The sequence below is a fragment of the Pseudomonas sp. BN505 genome, from assembly GCF_029873175.1.
GTDB lineage: Bacteria > Pseudomonadota > Gammaproteobacteria > Pseudomonadales > Pseudomonadaceae > Aquipseudomonas > Aquipseudomonas putida.
In genome coordinates this window covers 83,193-104,034 of sequence record NZ_SSOI01000027.1, presented here as the reverse complement: position 1 = coordinate 104,034, position 20,842 = coordinate 83,193, and the positions used below count along the sequence as shown (strand labels likewise).

Below are 20,842 nucleotides of genomic sequence, written 5' to 3'. Positions count from 1 at the left end.
CTGGATTACCAGTCCAGCCGCAGGCGGCTCTCGAAATAGCGCTCTTCGCCGCTCAACGGGTCCTCGAAACGCAAGCTCTGCGCCAGCAGTTTCAGCGGCCGCTGGTAGTCATCCGCTGCATCAAGCAGCTGCGGATAGAACGGGTCATTGCAGATTCCCGCCCCCAAGGCTGCCATGTGCACGCGCAACTGGTGGGTCTTGCCGGTCACTGGCGACAGCCCATAGCGCCACAGCTCACCGTTCTTCTCCAGCACCTCGGCCAGGGTTTCGCTGTTGGCCTCCCCTTCCACTTCATGCATACGGAAAAACGGCTCGCCATGCACCAGGCGGCTTTTGTGCACCAGTGGAAATGCATGCTGCGGCAAAGCCGCCGCAATGGCCTGGTAACGCTTGTCGATGCGCCGTTCAGGGAACAGCCGCTGGTAGGCGCTGCGGCTGTGCGGGTTGGCAGAAAACAGCACAAGCCCGGCGGTGTGCCGGTCAATGCGGTGCAGCGGCACCAGGTGCGGGTTATCCAGGCGACGGATCAGGCGGCGCAGCAAGGTCTGCTCGACGTATTCACCGGTTGGCGTCACCGGCAGGAAATGCGGTTTGTCTGCCACCACCAGGTGTTCATCCGCGTGCAGTACCACCTCCTGCACCGGGATCGGCCGCTCGTTCGGCACTTCGCGGAAGTAGTGCAAACGCATGCCACGCTTGTAGGGTAACTCGGCGGCAACCGCCCGGCCCTCGGCATCCAGCACCCTGCCACGGGCAAAACGGTCGAGCCACTGGGCGCGGTCGATGGCCTTGAAATGGTCGCACAGGCAATCAAGCACCGTCGCCCAGTTACCGGGGGGCAGGCACACCGTGCTGGCTTGCTGGCGGGCGGGGTCGAAGGGCGCGGTCATGGCAGGGCTCGGAACGTTCACGGCCGCGCATTATCGCCCAAGCCCGCGCCCTCAACCAGCCTGGACTATCGCCTCGCTGCGTTCCTTCAGCCAGCGCAGCACCTGCACCGGTTCCCAACGACCTGGGTCGTAAAGGGCATAGAGCAACCCTTGGTAACCCACCACATCCAGCCCGCGGTGGTAACCGGCACGCTGGAACAAGGCCTCGATTTCGGCGAAGCAGGTATTGAAGTGCACTTTACCGAACGGCGTGCGGTCGTCGGTCACCAGGCCTTCGAGGCGCAGTTCCAGAACGGCGTCAGCCACCCGATCCACGGGCATGCGGTTGACGCTGTACTTGAGTTGCTCGACGTTGAGCATGGCTTTACCTCGATACTGTATTTATATACAGCATACGAACATCCCCTTGCCGCCGTCAATGCGCTTCATTGCAGCCCCGTCAGGTAGCCACTGCCTTTGCGCATGGTCAAGACCTGCCGACGCGGCGTGCCCGGGGCCACCGACAGATGCACCCACCTGTCGAACTCCAGGATGAGTTGATCGAACGGCACGGCGCTTTCGCTGATCCTGCGCACGGTTTCCCGAGGGCTGACTTCAATTACAGTGAAGTCCGCCGCCAGGCCTTGTACATGCTGGCTGTTCGTGGCACCGCCGATCAACCGGTTGACCTTCTCGCTGCGAAAACCGCTGCTGACGATGATCGGCGCGCCGAACAGTGCGCGCACCTGCTCCAGCGCACCGCACAGCAATTGCAGGTTGGCCCTGGCTTCAGGGGGCGGGGTGTTATCGAATCCGTCCCTGGCGGCGAGCTGGGATACGGTCATTTCATCGAACGTGAAATGTGGGGTGATCAACATGGCGAACTAATCCGATGATGAGGGAGGTACCGGCGCCAGAGTGCGCCGGCACCTGATCATCAGCTCGCGTCACAGATCATGGAGCAGGGTTGCGACTCCTCTGCGGCCTTCATTGCCCAAGGAACGCCACCACCTGTTCGGCATCGAACGGCCAGTGCAGCTCGGCGGCATTGTCGCAGCGTCGCAACACTGGAATGATCAGGCCGTAACGCTCGAACAAGTGCTCGCTCTCGGCAATGTCGACCAGCTCCACCAGCAGGCCATGATCGACGAAAGGCATCAGCACAGCTTCGGCCACTTCACACAGGTGGCAGCCGAGGGTGCCGAACAGTTGGCATTCAGGCAGCATGGGCAGGTCCCGGTTTGACATGCAGAGAAACCTATTCTAGGTCTGTCGCGCCCGTCATGCACCTGACCTGGCTCAATCCTGGCTGGTGGCGCCGATACGGTGCAGCGACAAGTCCGCACCCTGGAACTCCTGCTCATGGCTCAAGCGCAGCCCATGCAGCGCGCGGATTGCGCCATAAACGGCAAAGCCGCCGACCAATGCCACCACAACGCCCATCAGGCTGCCCAGCAACTGGCTGATCAGGCTGACACCGCCCATGCCACCCAATGCCGCCTGGCCAAAGACGCCGCAGGCAATGCCACCCCACACGCCGCACAGGCCATGAAGTGGCCACACGCCCAGCACGTCGTCGATCTTCCAGCGGTTTTGCGCAGCAGTGAAGGTCCAGACGAACAACGCGCCGGCCACCAGGCCGGTGGCCAGTGCGCCAATCGGGTGCATCAGGTCGGAGCCGGCGCAAATCGCCACCAGGCCGGCCAACGGCCCGTTGTGCAGAAAACCTGGGTCGTTGCGCCCGGCCAGCAAGGCCGACAGGGTGCCACCGACCATGGCCATGAGCGAGTTGATCGCTACTAGCCCGCTCACCCCCTGCAACGTCTGGGCACTCATCACGTTGAAGCCGAACCAGCCGATGATCAGAATCCACGAGCCCAACGCCAGGAAGGGAATGCTCGACGGCGCAAACGCCACCAACCGGCCCTCGCGGTAGCGCCCACGGCGCGCGCCCAGTAGCAGCACCGCCGCAAGGGCCAGCCAGCCGCCCATGGCATGCACCACCACCGACCCTGCAAAATCGTGGAAAGGCGCGCCGAAACGGGCCTGCAACCAGGTTTGCAGCCCCAGGTTGCCATTCCATACCACGCCCTCGAAGAAGGGGTAGACAAACGCCACGATCAACGCCGTGGCACACAGTTGCGGCACAAAGCGCGCCCGCTCGGCGATGCCCCCGGAGATGATCGCCGGGATCGCCGCAGCGAAGGTCAGCAGAAAGAAGCACTTGACCAGCGCATAGCCATGGTCGACCGCCAGCGCCGCTGCCGGCTGGAAGAAATTGACGCCATAGGCTATCCAGTAACCGATGAAGAAATACACCAGTGCCGAAATGGCAAAGTCGCTGAGGATCTTCGACAAGGCGTTGACCTGGTTCTTGTGGCGCACCGTGCCCACTTCGAGGAACGCGAAGCCGGCATGCATGGCCAGCACCAGAATGGCGCCCATGAGAATGAACAGGGTATTGGAACCGTGGACCAGGGAGTCCATCGCGCTGTGCATGTTTTCCATGAAATAGGCAGACCTGCTGAAAAAGGCACCAGGACAGTTCAAGAACCTGCATCCCTGCACCGAATCGGTGCCAGCCCCCTGCCCTGTTTCGGTGACCGGGTCGGAGCCTGCGTGGTTTTTTCTTGGGTTTGTCGAGGATTGGGTTAAGGTTTATCGGTACCCGCTGCGCTAGCGCCCTGAATCGGCGCAATAGCTGCCAGCGACGCCCCGCAACGTGGCAATGCCTTAGCAAGGCCCATACCAGCACCGGCACTTGAACCTTCCGCGCGTGCTATTACTCGAATTACCATCACTCATCGACAGGGAGAGGCCCATGGCCAGCAAATCGGCAAAGACTGCACAAGAAATTCTGATGGCTGACTTCCAGGCTTTGGTACGCGACACCGAACGGCTGCTGGCCGACACTGCCAACCTGGCCGGCGACCAGGCCGACGAATTGCGCGAACAGATTCACGACCGCCTGACCCAGGCTCGCGAAACCCTGCAACTGACCCAGGACTCTGTCCGCGAACGCGGCCAAGCCGCGCTGGGCAGCGCCGAGCAGTACGTGCAGGAAAACCCGTGGCAGGCAATCGGCATCGCGGCCGGTGTCGGCCTGTTGATCGGCCTGCTGGCCAACCGGCGCTAAGGGGTTCCCATGGAGAATGACGCCAACGGCGCCAGCGCCTCGGGCAAGCGCCTGGGCGCCGCAGCGCTGGGGCTGCTGCACAGCCATATCGAACTGTTCGGCATCGAGTTGCAGGAGCAAAAGGGCCGCACCTTGAGCCTGCTGCTGTTCGCAGGCCTGGCCCTGGTGTTTGCCCTGTTGCTGCTGACGGCCCTTTCCGGGTTGTTGCTGGTGCTGCTGTGGGACAGTTATCGCCTGGCCGGCATCATCGGCCTGTGCGTGTTCTATGGCCTTGCCGCGCTGTACTGCGGCTTGCGCCTGAAGGCTGCGGTGTTCGACGAATCGTCGCCCTTCGGGGCCACCCTCGACGAACTCGCCAAGGACCGGGAGCGCCTGTTGCCATGAGCCTGCCACAACTGCCAAACACCCGTAACCCGCGCGAACTGCGCAAGGCACTGCTGCGCCTGCGCATGGAGATGCACCGCCAGGAAATTCGCCATGAGTCCGGCCAACTGATGGAACCGCTGCGCCGCGTGCGCGGCATGGGCAGCTCGCTGCATGAAGGGCTGGGGATAAAGCATGCGCCTTTGTGGGGGATTGGCGCCGTGGTGGCGCTGGGTTTCCTCACCGGCAAGGGCGTGCGCAGCGGTAACCTGGCGCGGCTGGTGCGCCTGGGCAGCAGCCTCCTGCCGCTGGTGCGCCTGTACCTGCAAGGCAACCGCCGCCCCTGAGCCCTGCACAATCCTTTGCAGGAGCTGCCTTGTGCTCCGAAGAGGCCGGCCCGGTAACACACGTGTATCGACTAAACGGGCCTCTTCGCAGCACAAGGCTGCTCCTACAGGATATGCTGCTTCCTTCGATCCACAGGAGAATGCGCCTTGGACTGGCACACCCTGCTCACCCGTGAACGCCTGGGCAAAGCTCTCTACAGCGCCGATGAACTCGGGCGCAGCCCTTTCCACAAAGACCATGACCGCATCATCTTCTCCGGCGCCTTTCGCCGCCTCGGGCGCAAGACCCAGGTGCACCCGGTTACCAGCAACGACCATATCCACACGCGTCTCACCCACTCGCTGGAAGTCAGCTGCGTAGGTCGCTCGCTCGGCATGCGCGTCGGCGAAACCCTGCGCGACAACCTGCCCGACTGGTGCGCCCCCAGCGATCTGGGGATGATCGTGCAGTCAGCCTGCCTGGCCCACGACATCGGTAACCCGCCATTCGGCCACTCCGGCGAAGACGCCATTCGCCACTGGTTCCAGCAGGCAGCCGGGCGCGGGTGGTTGGATGACATGAGCGACGACGAGCGGGCTGATTTCCTGAATTTCGAGGGCAATGCCCAAGGCTTTCGCGTACTCACCCAGCTGGAGTACCACCAGTTCGACGGCGGTACGCGGCTGACCTACGCCACCCTCGGCACTTACCTGAAGTACCCCTGGAGCGCGCGCCACGCCGACGCCCTGGGCTACAAGAAGCACAAGTTCGGCAGCTACCAGAGCGAGCTGCCCCTGCTTGAGCAGATCACCCGCAAGCTCGGCATGCCGCAACTGGAAGAGCAACGCTGGGCGCGCCACCCGCTGGTGTACCTGATGGAGGCCGCCGATGACATCTGCTATGCGCTGATCGACCTTGAAGACGGCCTGGAAATGGAGTTGCTGGAATACGCCGAAGTCGAAACGCTGCTGCTTGACCTGGTCGGCGAAGACCTGCCAGAAACTTACCGCCAGCTCGGCCCACGCGACTCCCGCCGGCGCAAGCTGGCGATTCTGCGTGGCAAGGCTATCGAGCACCTGACCAACGCCGCCGCCCATGCGTTCGTCGAGCAGCAGCAGGCATTGCTGGCCGGGCACCTGGCGGGCGACCTGGTGGAGCATATGCACGGCCCGGCCAAACGCTGCGTGCTGCAGGCCAAGGACATGGCGCGCAACAAGATCTTCCAGGACAAACGCAAGACCCTGCACGAAATCGGCGCCTACACCACCCTGGAGATTCTGCTCAACACCTTTTGTGGCGCAGCGCTCGAACAGCACGGCGGGCGCACCCCCTCGTTCAAGAGCCGCCGGGTGCTGGACCTGATCGGCAACAATGCCCCGGATCCGCATGCCTCGCTGCACAGCGCGTTCCTGCGCATGATCGACTTCATCGCCGGGATGACCGACAGCTATGCCAGCGAAATGGCCCGCGAAATGACCGGGCGCTCCAGCCCCACCTGAATCACGCCGGTGCAGCCACGGCCCCTCAGCCGGTGCTGCACCGCGTATTGCAGGAAACTTCCTACATATACTGACAGCAAGTTAAACAGTACGAATAAAAGCCCATGAAAAGTTACCAAAGACGCTTTGACATTGGGTCAAACACAAAAAATTCGTAGCCCGTTTTGTTTTATCTTGTAAGCCATTTCCCATAAGGAGCGAATCGCCCCCCCTCGCATGCCCGATGACTTCCAACTGCGATAAGGTGCCGGTTGTCCCCCTCAATCGCCCGCAGGGAAGTTGAACATGCATTCCATATTTATTGTCGACGATCATCCTGTCATCCGCCTGGCCGTCCGTATGTTGCTGGAAAACCAGAATTACAAGATCGTCGGCGAGTCGGACAATGGCGTGGACGCCATGCAGATGATTCGTGAAGCCGCGCCCGACCTGGTCATCCTCGACATCAGCATCCCCAAGCTAGACGGGCTGGAGGTACTTTCCCGCTTCCAGGCCATGGCCCTGCCATTGAAGGTTCTGGTATTGACCGCCCAGTCTCCGGCATTGTTTGCCGTGCGTTGCATGCACTCCGGCGCCGCAGGCTATGTGTGCAAGCAGGAAGACCTGAGCGAACTGCTCAGTGCTATCAAGGCGGTGCTGGCCGGCTACAACTATTTCCCCAGCCAGGCAATAAAAAACAACCAGACAACCGATACCGAGCTGCAACTTTTCCGCCAGGTAAATGACCGCGAACTGATGGTACTGCAACTCTTCGCCCAAGGCCGCAGCAACAAGGAAATAGCCAAGGGCATGTTCCTCAGCAGCAAGACTGTCAGCACCTACAAGAAGCGCCTCATGCACAAACTGCAGGTCAGTACACTGGTTGACCTGATCGAAATAGCCAAACGCAACGCGCTGGTCTGAGGGTGGTCATGCCGCACCCTATTGCTCGCCTGCTACTCGCCCTGCTCCTGTTTAGCGGCGTAGCGCAGGCCACCTATCAAGGGGCCTCGTCCTATACGTTACTGGCTCGGTCATCGGCCAAGCCGACCCACCCCATGCTCACGGCCGAACAACGGCAATGGCTCGAAGGCCGTCAGGAACTGGTACTGGGCACGTCGGCGCCAGACTACCCGCCGTTCGACATCACCAGTGGCGGCCGCGACTACCAGGGCCTCACCGCCGAGTACGCGAGCCTGATCGGCACAGCCCTGCAATTACCCGTGCGAGTGCTGCGCTTCCCCAGTCGGCAGGCGGCGGTGGAGGCGCTCAGGCATGGTGATATCGACCTGCTTGGCAGCGCCAATGGCTACGAAGCGGCCAGCGACGGCCTGGCGCTGTCGCAACCGTATGCCGTTGACCAGCCGGTGCTGGTAACACGCGAAGACGAAAGCCGGGCGCTCGACATGGACCTGGCCGGCCTGCGCCTGGGCATGCTTTACCATTACCTGCCCAAGCAGGAGGTACGCAGCACCTACCCCATGGCCGAGGTGCTGGCCTTTGGCTCCTCCAGCCAGGCCTTGAACGCCGTGGCGTTCGGGCAGGCCGACGTGTACATCGGCGATACCATCTCCACCCACTATCTGCTTAACCGCGGCCACCTGCCGCGTCTGCGCATGGCCAATTTCGGCAAGCACGAGGCCGTCGGCTTCAGCTTTGCCTTGCGCCAGCAGGACACGCTGCTGCTAGAGGTGGTGAACGCCACACTGGACAGCCAGCCCCCCGCCCTGCGCGCCAGCATCTTCAAGCGCTGGAGCGCCGGCAGCGACCTGCTGCTGACCGAGCGCAAGCTGCAACTGACCGACGCCGAGGAACAATGGCTGCAAGATCACCCGGTGATGCGCGTGACGATCGATGATACGGCTGCGCCCCTATCGTATTTCGATGGCTCTGGGCATTTTCGCGGCATCACCGCCGACCTGCTGGAGTTCATCAGCCTGCGCACCGGCTTGCGTTTTGAAGTGCAGCGTAGCAGCGGCATCGCCGACATGATCGCCCGCCTCAAGGATGGCCGCGCAGATGTGATTGCCGCACTGGCCACCGGCGCGGTGACCGACGAAGACCTGCAAGTCAGTCGGCCCTACCTGGAGAGCGCCTTCGTGCTGGTCGGCCGCAAGGACGATATGGCCCTGAACACCCTGGAGCAGTTGCAGGGGCATCGCGTGGCCATTACCCGCTACAGCGCCATGAACGCGAAGCTATCGCGGCACTATCCGACAATCGGCTGGGTCGAGACCGAAAGCGGGTTCTATTCCATGGCATTGCTCAACAGCGGGGCGGTGGACGCAGTGATCACCACGTTGCTCGACGCAAACCATGCCTTGGCCAACAACCCTGGGCTGGTCATCCGCACCACGGTGGGCAGCGAGCCCGCCAACTTCGCCATGGCCACCAGCACTCCGTCACAGGCAATGATGTCGATCATCGACAAGGCGTTGCTGAGCATTTCGCCAGAAGAGCTGGGGGTAATCAACAACCGCTGGCGCGGCTTCGGGCAGCACGACGATGGCAACGGCAAAGGCTACAGCCAGCTTGCTCTGCAGGTGGTGCTGGGCATGGTCGCGCTGCTATTGCTGGCCTTGCTCTGGAACGCCCGCCTACGCCTGCAGATCCGCCAGCGCCAACGCGCCGAACGAGCACTGAATGACCAACTGGCGTTCATGCGCGCCCTGCTCAACGGTACCCCCCACCCCATGTACGTACGTGATCGCGAGGCCTGCCTGCAAAGCTGCAATTTTAGCTATCTGGAAGCCGTGCAGGCCCGCTCCGACGAAGTCATCGGCAAACAGCTGGACGGCAGCCTGTTTGCCGACGAAGAGCAAACCCGGCAGATCCAGGCCGACTACCTGAAGGTCATGGCGGCAGGCTCGCCGTTGATAATGGACCGGCCACTGCGGATCAAGGGCCGCGAAATGACCATCTATCACTGGATACTGCCGTACCGCGACTCGCTGGGAGAGGTGCAGGGCATCATCGGCGGCTGGATCGACATCAGCGAGCGCCGCCAGTTGGTCATGGAACTGCGTCAGGCCAAGCAGCAGGCCGACGATGCCAACCGCGCCAAGAGCACCTTCCTGGCCACCATCAGCCATGAAATCCGCACCCCGATGAATGCCGTCATCGGCATGCTCGAACTGGCAGTCAAGCGCGCCGACCAGGGCCGGGTAGACCGCAGCGCACTGCAGCTGGCCCACCATTCAGCCAAGGACCTGCTGGGCCTGATCGGCGATATTCTCGACATCGCGCGCATCGAGTCTGGCCACTTGTCCCTGGCCCCGGAGGCCGTCGACCTTGCAGCACTGGTCGAATCGGTAGGGCGTATTTTCGAGGGGCAGGCGCGCCAGAAAGGCCTTGCTCTGGAGGTAAGGATTGCACCCGCCGCACGCTGCCACGCACTGCTCGATCCCCTGCGTTTCAAACAGGTGTTGTCCAACCTGGTGAGCAATGCCATCAAGTTCACCGAGCATGGCCAGGTCCGTATTGGAGTCAGTCTGCAGAATGACGGCAACACCACGCCCGCAGTGCTGGAACTGGAAGTGCGCGACAGTGGCATCGGCATCCATGCCGACGACCTGCAACGCCTGTTCAATCCGTTCATCCAGGCCAACCCGCACAGCCAGGGCGCCCGTGCCGGTACCGGCCTGGGCCTGGCCATCTGCCGCAGCCTGTGCGAAATGATGGGCGGCAGCCTGACCATCAAGAGCCTGGAAGATGTTGGCACCCAGGTGCGCCTGAAGATGCCGCTGCAGCGGATTGACGCCGCCCCACCCCCAGCGCCGCTCCTCGAGCACCTCGATGTGCCTGACCCGCGGCTGAACGTACTGGTGATCGACGACCACCCGGCCAATCTGCAACTGATGGCGCAGCAGCTCGGCTACCTGGGCCTGCCGCACGCCAGCGCCCGCGATGGCCGCGAAGGCCTGGCGGCCTGGCGCGCAGGCGACTTCGATGTGTTGGTGCTCGACTGCAACATGCCGCATATGAACGGATACCAACTGGCGACCGCCGTCCGTGCCGAAGAACGTCATGGCAAGCGGCTGCGCTGCACCATTCTCGGCTATACCGCCAACGCGCAGCCAGAGGTGCGCCGCCGGTGCCTGAGCGCCGGTATGGACGACTGCCTGCTCAAGCCGATCAGCCTGGGCACCCTCAGCCAGCACCTGGCGAGCATTCGTCCACGCCGCCAGCAAAAGCCCCGGCGCAAGCTTTACCATCTGGACGGCCTGGCTGCAGTGGTCGGGCATGACCCCGCCGACCGCCAGCGCTTCCTGCAGGCCTTGCAGCAAAGCCTGCAGGCCGACCTGGCCAGCTTGATGGCGCTGCATCCGGAGCATGACAGCGACGCCATTGCCGAGCAGGCCCACAAGGTGCTGAGTGCGGCCCGCATGCTGGAAGCCCCCGACCTGATGCAGGCCTGCGAGGCGCTGGAGGCCCGCGGCCTGCCCACGCACCAGTTGCGCCTGCGGCGCCAGGCACTGGCACGGCACATGTGCCGTGTAGAACGGGCTCTGGCCAAGGAGCTGGCCACCGGCGCATGCACTCAGGCAGGCAGCCAGACGTGTTAACTGGTAGACTGCGCGGCGTTATTACCTAAGAGGATTGTTTCATGGCCACAAACCGCTCCCGTCGTCTGCGCAAAAAACTGTGTGTCGACGAGTTTCAGGAATTGGGCTTCGAGCTGAACCTGGAATTCAAGGAAGATCTGGATGACCAGGCAATCGATGCTTTCCTCGATGCGTTCCTGGAAGAAGCGATGGACGCCAACGGCCTGGACTATGTAGGCGGTGACGATTACGGCCTGGTGTGCTCGGTCAAACGCGGCTCGGCCAGCGAAGAACAGCGCGCTGCCGTTGAAACCTGGCTGAAGGGCCGTAGCGAACTGACCAAGATCGAAGTCAGCCCGCTGCTGGACGCCTGGTACCCGGAAAAGCCGATCAACAAGGCTGAGTGATACCTGCCTGGCTTGATCGCTGAAAAGGCTGCCCTTGCGGGTGGCCTTTTTTATTGGCGGTGCTTTTCCGTCGAACGTGGCGCATCGTCGCTACGCTTGGGGCATAATGCGTACTCTTTCGTCGTGGGGCCATCATCTCTTACAGCCCCAATGCCCTTTTCCCTCGCCGCAGGGTATTTATCCATTATGATCAAAACGCTTCGTCCCTTCATTCTTGCAAGCCTGCTGTTGCCACTCGCATTGCCCAGCCAGGCCGCCGCCGTCAATACCACCCTGCCCGCCAAAGTGCAGCAGGCGCTCAAGGCCAACAAGCTGCAGGACACAGCCCTGTCGCTGGTAATGCTGCCGCTGGACGGCCCCGGCACGCCGACCGTGTTCAATGCCGATGTTTCGGTAAACCCGGCCTCGACCATGAAACTGGTCACTACCTACGCTGCCCTCGAACTGCTTGGCCCCACCTTCCAGTGGAAAACCGAGTTCTATACCGATGGCACCCTGAGCAACGGCGTGCTCAATGGCAACCTGTACCTCAAAGGGGGCGGCGACCCGAAGCTGAACATGGAAAAGCTGTGGCTGCTGATGCGTGACCTGCGCGCCAATGGCGTGCGCACCATCACCGGTGATCTGGTGCTGGACCGCAGCCACTTCGTGCAACCCAACCTGCCGCAGTTCAATGATGACGGCGGCGATGAAAACAAGCCGTTCCTGGTCAAACCCGATTCGCTGCTGGTCAACCTCAAGGCCCTGCGCTTCGTGGCCCGCAACGATGGGGGCAAAGTCACCGTCGCGGTCGAGCCACCGATTGCCAGCATCCGTATCGACAACCAGGTCAAGGCGGTGGCTTCGAAGCAGTGCACTGGCGATGTGCGCTACAACCCGGTACCCCAGGCCGATGGCATCAGCGTAACCGTCAGTGGCCAGCTGGGTGACGGCTGCAACTCGCAGACCTACCTGTCGCTGCTCGACCACGCAACCTACGCCGCCGGTGCCGTGCGCGCGATCTGGAACGAGCTGGGCGGCAGCATCCAGGGTGGCGACCGCATCGAGAACGTGCCCAAGAGTGCTCGCCTGCTGGCCCGCGCCTTCTCGCCAGACCTGGTGGAAGTGATCCGCGACATCAACAAATACAGTAACAACACCATGGCCCAGCAGCTGTTCCTGAGCCTTGGCGCGCAGTTCCGCACCGATGCCGATGGCGACGATGCCCGCGCCGCCCAGCGCGTAGTGCGCCAATGGCTGGCGAAAAAGGGCATTACCGCACCGCACCTGGTGATGGAGAACGGCTCTGGCTTGTCGCGTGCGGAGCGGGTCAGCACCCGGGAAATGGCCCAGATGCTGCAGGCTGCCTGGAAGAGCCCCTACGCTGCCGAGTTCATGAGTTCGATGCCGCTGGTAGGCATGGACGGCACCATGCGCAAGCGCCTGAAGCGCACCGCCATGACCGGTGAGGGGCACATCAAGACCGGCACGCTGAACACCGTGCGGGCGATTGCCGGCTTCAGCCGCGACAGCAACGGCCATACCTGGGCGGTGGCAGCGATCCTCAACGACCCGAAACCGTGGGGTGCCTCGCAGGTGCTCGACCAGGTGCTGCTCGACCTGTATCGCCAGCCGAAGCTGGCCGGCAGCACCGCGGCCAACTGATTGGCCAGCCATTACCGGCCCTTTCGCGGCTAAAGCCGCTCCCACAGGTACTGCACAGGCCTCAAGTGCTGTGAAGATCCTGTGGGAGCGGCTTTAGCCGCGAAAGGGCCAGTACCCACAACTGGCAGCTATCAGGCGGATTCCCCTTCCACCCGGTCCCGCCCGGCCTGCTTGGCTGTATAGACACCCGCATCAGCCCGCAACAGCAAAGCATCGGCGCCCTCCCCCGGCCGCCAGCCCGCCACTCCAAAACTTGCGGTCACCTGGCCCACGCCGTCCACCGGCACCGTGCGCACCCCTTGCCACAACTCAAGCGCCAGCAGCCGCGCCTGCTCGGCATCGCTGCCCGGGCACAACACCATGAATTCTTCCCCACCCAGCCGGCAGAACACATCAGTACGCCGCAAGCGCTGGCCAATACGCTGGCACAAGCTGCGCAACACCCGGTCGCCCATGGCATGGCCGAAGCGGTCGTTGATGCATTTGAAATGATCGATGTCGAGCATGATCACGGCCAACGCCAGGCCGTCGCGCTGGGCGCGCTCCAGTTCGACCTTGAGCCGGTCCTGGAAGTAGCGGCGGTTATGGATGCCGGTCAGCGAGTCGGTGACCGACAACGCGCGCAATTCCTCCTCCACACCCTTGAGGTCGGAGATATCCGTCAGGTAGCCATGCCACAGGGTGCAGCCTTGCCCCCCCACCTCTGGCGTCGCTTCGCCACGGACCCAGCGCAGGCCGGCACGCGGCAGGCACACCCGGTATTCCTCGCGCCACGGCGCCAGGTGCTCGGCCGAGTAACGCACCGAGCGGCGCACGCGGTCCAGGTCATCGGGGTGGATGCGCTCGAACACCAGCGTGGCATCCTCGCGCAATTGCTGCAGGTCCACTTCGTAGATGTCGTACAGGCCTTGGCTGGCATAGGGAAAGCACGAATGGCCGTTGGCATCCAGGCGATACTGGTAAATGCCCCCCGGCACCTCGGCACTGAGCTTTTCCAGCAGCCGGTCGCGCGCCGCCAGCGCCTCGTGTACCCGACGCCGCTCGGTGACATCAATGCAGATGGCCAGGTAGCCAACCCACAAACCCTGTTCATCCAGCATGGCGGTAACCAGCATGTTGGCCACCAACTGGCTGCCATCGGCGCGCAACAAGGTCCATTCTCCAGGTTCAGCGCCATGCGCTTGCACCGTTTCGGCGAACATGGCCTGGCCACCGGCAATCGGGCGACCATAGCGCAGGCTCAGGGCATGGCCGCGCTGGCTCAGTTCCTCGGGCAGCACCAGGTTTTCAAGGCGCAACTGGCTGATCGCCTCGCTGGCCGGGTAGCCGAACATACGCTCTGCGCCGGCATTGAAGGTACTGACCACACCCTTGAGGTTGGTAGCGATGATTGCCACCTGGGTCGCCGCATCCAGCACGCTGCGCAGCTGGTTGTGAGTGCCGCGCAGCGACTGCTCGCTGACCCGCAGTTCGGCGGTGCGCTGCTCGACCAGGGCCAAAGCGCGTTGGCGCTGGCTGAACAGGCTGTAGAGCAAGGCACTGAGCAGCAGGCTCAACAACCCACCCAGCAGGACCACCGCCAGCACTGCCGACGAACGATTGGCCTGCACGAACGCCAGGCTCGGCAGGATGCTCAACTGGAAGTGGTGATCGGCCAGGTGCAACTGCTGATTGCTGGCCAGCGACAAGGGGGCGACCTGGTTCAGCGAATCGAACATCACTTCCGGCCCCTGCAACCCGGACGGATCAACGATGCGCACCACCAGGTTGTCATCCGCCGCCACTGGCCGCCCATCACTGACCAGCTCGCGCATGCTCAGCAAGGCCGTCACATATCCTACCGCTGCGCCATGCGGATTAGCGTCGGAAAACACCGGCGCCACCAGCAGCAAGCCACGCGCGTACGATGGGATCTCGTACATGGCCAGGGGTTCGGACACCGCCATGCTGCCAGGCCCGAGTGCCCGTGCCAGGGCAGCCTGGGATGCAGCCTGGCCGGCAAGGTCCAGCCCATGAGGCAACCCTGGCATTTCACCAGATTGGGTATACAGCACAGGGAAGTAATGGTCGCGCAGCGGCGCAGGGCGCCATTGGCCTTGTGCGTCCTGGTCACGGATCACATAGGCCGTGCCTGAATGCTCACTGGCATGGCGCTCGAACTCGGTGCGTTGCGCGGCTTCGACACGCGGCGCCCAAGCGTAGGCCAGGGTGCGCTGCAGCAATGGCCGGGCGTAACCGTCAAATTCGAGCGGGGTGACTTCGTTGGAAAAGCTGAAGAACCGCCGCAGCCCATCCAGGCGCTGCTGCTGTTCATCAAAACGCTCGGCAATGCGGCTGAAGCGCTCGCTGGCCAGCAACTCGAAACGCTGGCGCAACTGCTGCTTGTAGAACGTCTGCGCGGCAAGCGCCAGGGCGGCCGTCAACAGGCCGCCCGCCACCAAAGCCACCAGCGCCACCGCCCAGGCGGACACCGCTTCTGTGCACAGGCCAAATAACCGCGCACGCACGCCACACTTTGACATACACCCATCTCGTCACGTCAGCGTCCTGCGGATTATCTCGCCCTCCTCACATTTATAGCTATTGGCCATTAGCCGCGCAATGTACCTCGTCGGCTCAACGCAGTTGCAGGCGCCAGGCGCGGTGGATCCGGTTGTTTCGGGCAAAGTCCGGGTCCAGCGTCTGGGCGGTGATTTCTTCCACGGCATAGCGCGCCATCAGGTGCTCGTCGAGCTGGAACTTGCGGAAGTTGTTGGAGAAATACAACACGCCATCCGGGGCCAGGCGAGCCATGGCCAGGTCCAGCAGCTGTACGTGGTCACGCTGCACATCGAACACGCCTTCCATGCGTTTGGAGTTGGAGAAGGTTGGCGGGTCGATGAAGATCAGGTCGTAGCTGTCGCGGTTAGCTTCCAGCCATGCCATCACATCACCCTGCTCCAGGCGGTTGCGCTCGGAAAAGCCATTGAGCGCCAGGTTGCGCCGCGCCCAGTCGAGGTAGGTTTTCGACAAATCGACGCTGGTGGTGCTGCGTGCGCCGCCCTTGGCCGCATGCACCGAAGCCGTGGCGGTGTAGCAGAACAGGTTGAGGAAGCGCTTGCCGGCAGCCTCGCGCTGTATACGCATGCGCATCGGGCGGTGGTCAAGGAACAGCCCGGTGTCGAGGTAGTCGGTGAGGTTGACCAGCAGCTTGACGCCACCTTCGTTCACCTCCTGGAAGCGGCCCTCGGTGGCCTGGCGCTCGTACTGGCGGGTGCCGCTCTGCCGCTCGCGGCGCTTGAGCACTACACGCTGCGGCGAAATACCCAGTGCCTGGGGGATGGCTGCCAGGGCATCGAGCAGGCGCGATTGAGCCTTCTCCGGGTCGATCGAACGTGGCGCGGCGTACTCCTGCACATGCACCCAGTCGTGGTACAGGTCGACCGCCAGGGCGTACTCGGGCATGTCGGCATCGTACAGGCGGTAACAGTCAACCTGCTCGCGGCGGGCCCACTTGCCCAGTTGCTTGAGGTTCTTCTGCAGGCGGTTGGCAAACATCTGCGCCCCTTCCGACAGGCGCGCCGGCTCACTGGCTACCGGCGCTTGCTCACGGATTTCGGCGTTGTCAGCCTGCGCTTCGCGGCGCTCACCGGTCACGAACTGGTCGGGCTGCACCTTGAACAGCAGCAACTTGCACGGCAAGGCGCCGTTCCAGAACGCGTACTGCTTGTGGCTGCGAATACCCATGCGCTTGCCCAGCTGCGGCGCGCCGGTGAACACCGCCGCCTCCCAGCCCATGCAGGCCTGGCGCAGGCGCTCGCCCAGGTTCTGGTAGAGGTACAGCAGGCTGGCTTCGTCACCCAGGCGCTCGCCATAGGGCGGGTTGCTGATGACCAGGCCTTTCTGGTTCTGGTCCGGGCGTGGCTCGAAGGTACTGACCTCGCCCTGATAGATTTTCACCCAGTCGCCCAGACCGGCGCGCTCGACGTTGTTGCGGCCCGGCTGGATCAGCCGCGGGTCGGCTTCGTAACCGCGGATCCACAGCGGTGGCTTGGCCAGGCCGGCCTGCGCCCGGGCCTGCGCCTCATCGTGTACCTTGCGCCACAGCGCCGGCACGTGGCCGAGCCATGCACTGAAACCCCAACGTTCACGCTTGAGGTTGGGCGCGATATCGGCAGCGATCATCGCCGCTTCGACCAGGAAGGTACCCACACCACACATCGGGTCGGCGAGTGCGCCGCCTTCGGCGGCAATGCGCGGCCAGCCCGAGCGGATCAGCACTGCTGCCGCCAGGTTTTCCTTCAGCGGCGCAGCACCTTGCTGCAGGCGATAGCCGCGCTGGTGCAGGCTGTGGCCGGACAGGTCGAGGGAAAGAATGGCCTCGCCACGGTCCAGGCGCAGGTGCACACGCACGTCAGGGTCGATCTTTTCCACCGACGGGCGCAGGCCTTCGCGGTTGCGCAGCTTGTCGACGATCGCATCCTTGACCTTCAGCGCACCGAAGTGGGTGTTGTCGATGCCCGAGCCATGGCCGCTGAACTCCACCGCGAGGGTGCCGTCGGCTGCCAGGTGGTCGGCCCAGTCAACCGCGTTGACGCCGTCATACAGGTCGTCGGCGTTCTTCATGGAGAAGCGCTTGAGCACCAGCAGCACCCGGTTGGCCAGGCGCGACCATACGCACAGGCGGTAGGCGGTTTCCATGTCGGCGGCGCCGCGAATGGCCGAGGTGTGCTCACGCACCTCGTCAAGGCCAAGGCCCTTGGCCTCTTCGGCAAGCAGGCTTTCGAGGCCTTTGGGGCAGGTGAGGTAGAGTTCGAAACGGTCCGACATGAGTATTCCAGAGCCTTGGGCTATTTGACTGACGAGGCGACGCATCGCCACGCGATGTTTGCCCGCATGCCTTTCCAGCAGGCGTGCGGGTGGCCGTTTCTGGCACATAAGCGTGCCGCGAAGGGCCGGGCCGCCTGACCGATCTGCGCTCGGCCAAGTGGCAAAGACAGCTTAGATCATCAGGCAGTACAAAAAATTCTGGCGATGGAGGGGCCTGTGTGACCCTTCGTCGCATTTCAAATTATTTCTGTCACCCGCGAGCAACGCTGGCGAAATGACGTCAAGGATCAGCAAACCCTGATCATAGCGGGCTAAACCTCAAATAAGGTTAAGTCGCATTTATTTACTTATCCCCTGACCCTATGAAAGGTTACGTGCTTATGACAAATCGATCATTCACACCGTGACTCGCATTCGTTAGAACTGGTCTCAGGCCGCTTCGCAACGAGGCGGCACTTTCAGCTCGCCACGCCGGCAGCGAGCGCAAACCGGCAGAAAGACTCTGCCCGGCCTCAGAGAGGCCGACGGGACATTACAGTCAACAAGTGAGGGCAACACCCTATGAGAAGACTTAAGCGTGATCCGTTGGAAAGAGCATATTCACGTGGCTACCAATACGGGGTCACCGGCAAATCCCGCGAACTTTGCCCCTTCAATCTTCCTTCTGTTCGCCAAGCCTGGATCAACGGCTGGCGCGAAGGTCGCGGTGATAACTGGGACGGAATGACTGGCACCGCTGGCATCCATAGACTCAACGAAAATCACGCCGTTGGCTGATCGAGGACACTGAATTCGATTTACCATGCACGCCCCATCCGGGCGGCGGGCGAAGGCCCAGGGGCCCCTTGAAGGGGCCCTTTTTTTGCCTGTCGATCAAACCCGTGGCATTGCCGCGATAGCGTCCACCGCCTCGCGGATCAGTGCCGGGCCTTTATAAATGAAGCCCGAGTAGATCTGCACCAGGCTCGCCCCGGCGGCGATTTTCTCGGCAGCGTGGCGGCCTTCGGTAATGCCACCGGCAGCAATGATCGGCAGCTTGCCGCCCAGCTCGCCTGCCAGCACCTTGACGATGTGGGTGCTCTTTTCCAGCACCGGCGCGCCCGACAGGCCGCCCGCCTCGCCACCGTACGGCAGCCCCTCGACACCTTCACGACCCAGCGTGGTGTTGGTGGCAATTACCGCATCCATACCCGATTCCATCAGCGCGGCTGCGACCAGTGCGGTTTCTTCGTCGCTCATGTCCGGGGCAATCTTGATGGCCAGCGGCACGCGCTTGCCATGGGTAGCGGCCAGTTGCTCACGGCGCACGGCCAGGGCATCGAGCAGCTGCTTCAGCGAATCACCAAACTGCAGGCTGCGCAGGCCCGGGGTGTTCGGCGAACTGACGTTGACGGTGATGTAGCTGGCGGCGGTGTACACCTTGTCCAGGCAGATCAGGTAGTCATCGACGGCACGCTCGACCGGGGTGTCGAAGTTCTTGCCGATGTTGATGCCCAGCACACCGCTGTAGCGCGAGGCTCGTACCCGGTCGAGCAGGTTATCGACACCCAGGTTATTGAAGCCCATGCGGTTGATGATGGCCGTGGCCTCCGGCAGGCGGAACAGCCGTGGCTTGGGGTTGCCCGGCTGCGGGCGCGGGGTGACGGTACCGATCTCGACAAAGCCGAAGCCCAGCTGGGCAAAACCGTCGATGGCCGCGCCGTTCTTGTCCAGGCCGGCAGCCAGGCCCACCGGGTTGGCGAAGTTCAAGCCCATGACCGAAACCGGCAAGGCCGCCGGCTGCTTGCACAGCATGCCGTTGAGGCCAAGGCGGCCACCGGCACCGATCAGGTCCAGGGACAGGTCGTGGGAAGTTTCCGGAGAAAGCTTGAACAGCAGCTGGCGGGCCAGGGTATACATGGGCGGGCAAGACTCGGGGGTGAGTGAGGGGGCGATTATAGCCACCGTGGCGCTGACAGGACAGTAAATCATGGGGCCACTGCAGGCCTGGCACATCGGTTGCACCGGTTTGGCCCACAGCCTAATCAGTACAGGCGAGGAACCTTGTGAACACTGCACCCCGAGCAACGCCCCTGGCCTGGGTCAACGGCAGCGATGCGCCCGAGAAGCCCAGCCTGAACATCGGCTACATGGCCCTGACCGACTGCGCCTCGGTGGTGGTCGCGGCCACCCAGGGCTTCGCCCAGCAACACGGCCTTACCCTCAACCTCAAGCGCCAGGGCTCTTGGGCGGGGCTGCGCGACAAGCTGGTCAGCGGCGAACTGGACGCCGCGCACTGCCTGTATGGCCTGGTCTACGCCGTGCATCTTGGCATTGGCGGCGTACCGGCCAGTGATATGGCGGTGCTCATGGGGCTGAACCAGAACGCCCAGGCGATCAACCTGTCCCCGGCCCTGCAGCGCAAAGGCGTGACCAACCCTGAAGCACTGGCGCGATTGGTGCACCAGCATGGCGCGCGCCTTACATTCGCCCAGACATTCCCCACCGGCACCCACGCTATGTGGCTGTATTACTGGCTGGCCAGCCAGGGCATCCACCCACTGCGCGACGTCGACAGCGTGGTGGTGCCCCCGGCACAAATGGCCGCACATATCCAGGCCGGGCGCATCGACGGCTTTTGCGTGGGCGAGCCCTGGGCCGCCGATGCGGTTGCCAAGGGCCAAGGCTTCACCCTCGCCACCAGCCAGTCGATCTGGCCGGACCACCCGGAAAAAGTCCTGGCCTGTGCCCGCGCCTTTGCCGAGCAGTACCCCAACAGCGCCCGCGCCTTGATCAAGGCAATCCTCGCCGCCAGCCGGTTCATCGAGCAAAGCCCGGAAAACCGCCGCAGCACCGCGCAACTGCTCAGCGGCAGCGCCTACCTGGACACGCCGCTGGAGAGCATCGAGCCACGCCTGCTCGGCCACTACCAGGATGGCCTGGGCAACCACTGGCAAGACCGGCATGCCCTGCGCCTGTTCGACCATGGCCGGGCCAACCTGCCGTATCTGTCTGACGGCATGTGGTTCATGACCCAGTTCCGCCGCTGGGGCCTGCTGCGCGAAGACCCCGACTACCTCGACGTGGCCCGCCAGGTACAACAACTGGCACTGTACAGCGAGGCGGCGCAAAGCCTTGGCGTAGCGTGCCCTTCGCTGCCGATGCGCAGCAGCCTGCTGATTGACGGCAGCTGCTGGGACGGCAGCGACCCCTACGGCTACGCCCGCAGTTTCAGCCTGCATGCACTGGGCGAATTGCCCGGTGCCCGTGTCGGCGCGTGAGGGAC

Annotated in this window: 18 protein-coding genes; 10 read left to right on the top strand and 8 right to left on the bottom strand. The window is 63.2% G+C overall.

The window, feature by feature from the left end; translation table 11 throughout:
* Positions 1–5: 5 nt before the first annotated feature.
* The 5 genes from E8E78_RS06415 to E8E78_RS06395 all read right to left on the bottom strand — a co-directional run bounded on the left by E8E78_RS06415 (position 6) and on the right by E8E78_RS06395 (position 3,377).
* Positions 6–890 carry a pseudouridine synthase gene (locus tag E8E78_RS06415; protein WP_016500769.1) on the bottom strand — a complete coding sequence of 295 codons (885 nt, stop codon included), beginning with the start codon at positions 888–890 and terminating at the stop codon, positions 6–8.
* Positions 891–941: 51 nt separating this feature from the next.
* Positions 942–1,250 carry a hypothetical protein gene (locus tag E8E78_RS06410; RefSeq protein WP_016485613.1) on the bottom strand — a complete coding sequence of 103 codons (309 nt, stop codon included), beginning with the start codon at positions 1,248–1,250 and terminating at the stop codon, positions 942–944.
* 65 nt (positions 1,251–1,315) lie between these two features.
* Positions 1,316–1,747 (bottom strand): D-Ala-D-Ala carboxypeptidase family metallohydrolase, encoded by a 432-nt coding sequence (locus E8E78_RS06405; protein WP_059395421.1) that lies wholly within the window; start codon positions 1,745–1,747, stop codon positions 1,316–1,318.
* A 109-nt stretch (positions 1,748–1,856) separates the two neighbouring features.
* Positions 1,857–2,096, bottom strand: a complete 240-nt coding sequence (locus tag E8E78_RS06400) for a glutaredoxin family protein (RefSeq protein ID WP_049272879.1) — start codon at positions 2,094–2,096, stop codon at positions 1,857–1,859.
* A 72-nt stretch (positions 2,097–2,168) separates the two neighbouring features.
* Positions 2,169–3,377 carry an ammonium transporter gene (locus E8E78_RS06395; protein WP_049272881.1) on the bottom strand — a complete coding sequence of 403 codons (1,209 nt, stop codon included), beginning with the start codon at positions 3,375–3,377 and terminating at the stop codon, positions 2,169–2,171.
* Between the two features lie 313 nt (positions 3,378–3,690).
* Between E8E78_RS06395 and E8E78_RS06390 the strand changes: the two genes are divergently transcribed.
* The 8 genes from E8E78_RS06390 (at position 3,691) to dacB (ending at position 12,768) form a co-directional block, all read left to right on the top strand.
* Positions 3,691–4,005, top strand: a complete 315-nt coding sequence (locus tag E8E78_RS06390; RefSeq protein ID WP_016500773.1) for a YqjD family protein — start codon at positions 3,691–3,693, stop codon at positions 4,003–4,005.
* 9 nt (positions 4,006–4,014) lie between these two features.
* Positions 4,015–4,389: a phage holin family protein gene (locus E8E78_RS06385; protein ID WP_016500774.1), complete on the top strand. Its 375-nt coding sequence runs from the start codon at positions 4,015–4,017 to the stop codon at positions 4,387–4,389.
* On the top strand, positions 4,386–4,715 hold the full coding sequence (locus E8E78_RS06380; protein ID WP_016500775.1) for a hypothetical protein: 330 nt from the start codon (positions 4,386–4,388) through the stop codon (positions 4,713–4,715). The genes E8E78_RS06385 and E8E78_RS06380 overlap by 4 nt, the downstream gene beginning before the upstream one ends.
* Before the next feature lie 147 nt (positions 4,716–4,862).
* On the top strand, positions 4,863–6,194 hold the full coding sequence (locus E8E78_RS06375) for a deoxyguanosinetriphosphate triphosphohydrolase (RefSeq protein WP_059395422.1): 1,332 nt from the start codon (positions 4,863–4,865) through the stop codon (positions 6,192–6,194).
* Between the two features lie 285 nt (positions 6,195–6,479).
* Positions 6,480–7,097, top strand: a complete 618-nt coding sequence (locus E8E78_RS06370) for a response regulator transcription factor (RefSeq protein WP_049274653.1) — start codon at positions 6,480–6,482, stop codon at positions 7,095–7,097.
* An 8-nt stretch (positions 7,098–7,105) separates the two neighbouring features.
* On the top strand, positions 7,106–10,738 hold the full coding sequence (locus tag E8E78_RS06365; RefSeq protein ID WP_084967231.1) for a transporter substrate-binding domain-containing protein: 3,633 nt from the start codon (positions 7,106–7,108) through the stop codon (positions 10,736–10,738).
* Between the two features lie 41 nt (positions 10,739–10,779).
* Entirely contained in the window at positions 10,780–11,124 is a 345-nt protein-coding gene (locus E8E78_RS06360; protein ID WP_016500779.1) for a YggL family protein, read from the top strand.
* Between the two features lie 186 nt (positions 11,125–11,310).
* A complete protein-coding gene (dacB, locus tag E8E78_RS06355) occupies positions 11,311–12,768 on the top strand; it encodes a D-alanyl-D-alanine carboxypeptidase/D-alanyl-D-alanine-endopeptidase (protein WP_016500780.1) in 1,458 nt (485 codons plus the stop codon).
* 131 nt (positions 12,769–12,899) lie between these two features.
* Here dacB and E8E78_RS06350 read toward each other — a convergent pair whose 3' ends face one another.
* Together E8E78_RS06350 and rlmKL are read right to left on the bottom strand one after the other, a co-directional pair.
* Positions 12,900–15,290, bottom strand: a complete 2,391-nt coding sequence (locus E8E78_RS06350; protein WP_114942464.1) for a GGDEF domain-containing protein — start codon at positions 15,288–15,290, stop codon at positions 12,900–12,902.
* Positions 15,291–15,384: 94 nt separating this feature from the next.
* A complete protein-coding gene (gene rlmKL / locus E8E78_RS06345; RefSeq protein WP_016500782.1) occupies positions 15,385–17,577 on the bottom strand; it encodes a bifunctional 23S rRNA (guanine(2069)-N(7))-methyltransferase RlmK/23S rRNA (guanine(2445)-N(2))-methyltransferase RlmL in 2,193 nt (730 codons plus the stop codon).
* Positions 17,578–18,138: 561 nt separating this feature from the next.
* Between rlmKL and E8E78_RS06340 the strand changes: the two genes are divergently transcribed.
* On the top strand, positions 18,139–18,354 hold the full coding sequence (locus E8E78_RS06340; protein WP_003248687.1) for a ribosome modulation factor: 216 nt from the start codon (positions 18,139–18,141) through the stop codon (positions 18,352–18,354).
* A 96-nt stretch (positions 18,355–18,450) separates the two neighbouring features.
* Here E8E78_RS06340 and E8E78_RS06335 read toward each other — a convergent pair whose 3' ends face one another.
* Complete coding sequence (locus tag E8E78_RS06335) at positions 18,451–19,476, bottom strand: quinone-dependent dihydroorotate dehydrogenase (protein WP_016500784.1); 1,026 nt, start codon at positions 19,474–19,476, stop codon at positions 18,451–18,453.
* A 146-nt stretch (positions 19,477–19,622) separates the two neighbouring features.
* On the opposite strand from E8E78_RS06335, the gene E8E78_RS06330 reads away from it, so the two are divergent.
* Complete coding sequence (locus E8E78_RS06330; protein ID WP_049274331.1) at positions 19,623–20,837, top strand: CmpA/NrtA family ABC transporter substrate-binding protein; 1,215 nt, start codon at positions 19,623–19,625, stop codon at positions 20,835–20,837.
* Positions 20,838–20,842: the final 5 nt, after the last annotated feature.